General features: G+C 48.2%; 3 protein-coding genes. All 3 read left to right on the top strand.

Features of this window, described 5'->3' with window-relative positions:
• On the top strand, positions 1-714 hold a 714-nt coding region (locus AC1DVB_RS26535; protein ID WP_477591777.1), incomplete at its 5' end, for an ABC transporter substrate-binding protein.
• Positions 715-1,668 (top strand): nickel ABC transporter permease, encoded by a 954-nt coding sequence (nikB, locus tag AC1DVB_RS26530; protein ID WP_034309495.1) that lies wholly within the window; start codon positions 715-717, stop codon positions 1,666-1,668. It abuts the gene before it with no gap.
• Positions 1,659-2,498: a nickel transporter permease gene (gene nikC / locus AC1DVB_RS26525; RefSeq protein ID WP_063575387.1), complete on the top strand. Its 840-nt coding sequence runs from the start codon at positions 1,659-1,661 to the stop codon at positions 2,496-2,498. The genes nikB and nikC overlap by 10 nt, the downstream gene beginning before the upstream one ends.
• The last annotated feature ends 105 nt before the right edge of the window (positions 2,499-2,603 follow it).

The following is a 2,603-nucleotide window of genomic DNA, read 5'->3' as shown; positions in this document are numbered from 1 at the left end:
GCATTGCAGGACATACACGTCCGGAAGGCGGTTGATGCCTTGATCGATCGTCCATCCATTGCGGAAACGATTTTACATGGTCATGCTGAAGTGGCGACGGGGCCATTCCCATCCACTTTCTCTTTTGCCCCGGATTATCCGAAAAAAGCGAATGGAATGGAAGCCGCTAAGGCGTTTCTTGATCAGGCGGGATATAAGAAAGTGGATGGTGTCATGCAAAAAGACGGTAAACCGTTAACGTTTACACTGCTTACATACAGTTCACGTGCCGACCTGCCGTTAATTGCCCAAGTTTTTCAATCGGATGCCGGTCAGTTGGGGATTGATGTGAATATCAAGCAAATAGAAATCCCTGAAGAGTATATGGCTTCCAATCGCGATTGGGATTTAACGACCTACAGCAATTTAACGGCTCCGAGAGGGGATGCCGGTTATTATTTAAATGCTACTTATCATCCAAAGGGTGCCTTGAACTTCAGTGGGGCTGATGATGATCGACTGACGTCCCTGATTGATGAGCTGAACGTGACGGTCGGGCAGGAGGAGCGCTCGGATTTAGCTGAGGAGATTGCGATGTATGTGGATGAACAGGTGTATAATTCATTCATTTTACATCCGAATACACTTGTTGCTTATGATGCCGATAAAGTTAAAAACTGGATCACTTCGAGAAGCGAATACTACATGCTGACGAATGAATTGGATGTGAAGTAAATGTTTCGCATCTTAGTCCGCCGGTTCATTGAGGTAGCGATTTTTGTTCTTGTGATTACATTCATTTCTTTCCTTTTTGTTCGGCTTGCTCCTGGCGACCCGGTTCTCTCGATACTTCAAGTGGATGATGTATCGGTCACAAACGAGCAAGTCAATGAGCTTCGTGAAGAATTAGGGTTCAATGATCCGCTGTTCGTGCAGTATGGCAATTGGTTTGCGGACTTTATACGATTGGATTTCGGGCATTCCTATCTGACGAATCAGCCTGTGATGGAAATGATCATGAGCGGGCTACCTGCAACACTTGAGCTGGCGGTTGGTGCATTGCTTGTCATGCTTGGTATAGCGATTCCGTTAGGTTCGCTTGCTGCCTTGTACAGGGGGAGCTGGATCGATCAATTCAGCCGGGCTGTTTCTTTATTGGGGGCAGCCATTCCTAGCTTTTGGCTGGGGCTGCTTTTGATAGATTTATTTGCGGTACGATGGGGAGCCCTTCCAACGATGGGCAGGGACGGGTTTCGTTCTTTGATTCTGCCGTCGGTCACGCTGGGGCTGGCCATCACAAGTGTGTACGTCCGTTTGCTGCGTTCGAGCCTGATAGATTCCCTCAGTCATGATTTCATCAGGGCTGCCCGATCTAGGGGGATTTCAGAGATGCGGATATTCTTTGCCCATGCATTTCGTTATAGCTTGCCCCCGGTCATTACCGTTTTCGGGGTCAGCCTTGGCAGCCTGATCGGCGGTGTAGTCGTGATCGAAGTGATTTTTGCCTATCCAGGCATAGGTAAGATGGTCGTGGACTCGATTCGGTCGCGGGATTATCCAGTCATCCAAGGGTACCTGCTGGTCATGGCCATCATTGTATTCATGGTTAATAGTGCCGTGGATTTATCTTATCGCTATTTAAATCCGGAGCTAAGACTGAAGGAAAGGAAGCATGGAAAATGGAGTTAGTTATCAAAGGAAAATCCAAAAGGCGCTGGAGAATGACCGTCCTATTTACGGTGATGGCGACAATCCTTGCCGTTGCGGCTTACACCTTTCTTATTGTGAAACATGATCCGGCACTGGTCAATCTGGAAGAAAGGCTATGGCCGGCGAGCATGGAACATCCGTTAGGGACGGATCATCTAGGGCGTGATGTATTGACGCGCCTTCTGCTTGGTGCACAGCTGACGGTTGGCTACGGCCTCTTATCTTTGTTTGCCGCAGTTATCATCGGCGTCCCGTTCGGGATGATTGCCGGTTTTAAAGGAGGTCTGATCGATCGGGTCTTCATGCGCATTGCCGATGCGTTTCTCGCCTTCCCAGATACGATCGTTGCCATTGTTCTTAGCGGTTTATTAGGACCGGGAATCGAAAATCTCCTGTTGGCGATCGTTCTGGTGAAATGGGTGAATTATGCCCGGCTTGTGCGAAGTACGGTGATCACCGAACGTCAGAAGGAATATGTCACAGTTGCTAAAATCAATGGATTAAGTTCATTTGGGATCATGCGGAAGCATCTATTTCCGCACCTTATCGGGAATGTGCTTGTCCTTTCTAGCCTCGATTTAGGAAAAATCATTTTGCTCATATCTTCCTTATCATATATCGGGCTCGGTGCGCAGCCGCCGGCACCGGAGTGGGGAGCCATGCTGAATGATGCCCGTCCATACTTTCAATCCAATATGTTGCTGATGATTTACCCAGGGCTCGCCATCGTATTTGTCGTCCTTCTAACCAACATGCTCGGTGATTATTTGCGCGATGCATTCGATGTGAAAAAGGAGGTGGGATCATGAGCATTTTATCCGTGAGGCAGCTGCATATCATGGGAAAGCAAAATCATATCGTCAAGAATCTTTCATTAGATGTGCAGGAGGGTGAGTGGTTCGCACTTGTCGGAC

This window comes from Peribacillus sp. P4_D6 (assembly GCF_056401795.1).
This window is presented reverse-complemented; position numbering and strand designations above follow the sequence as displayed.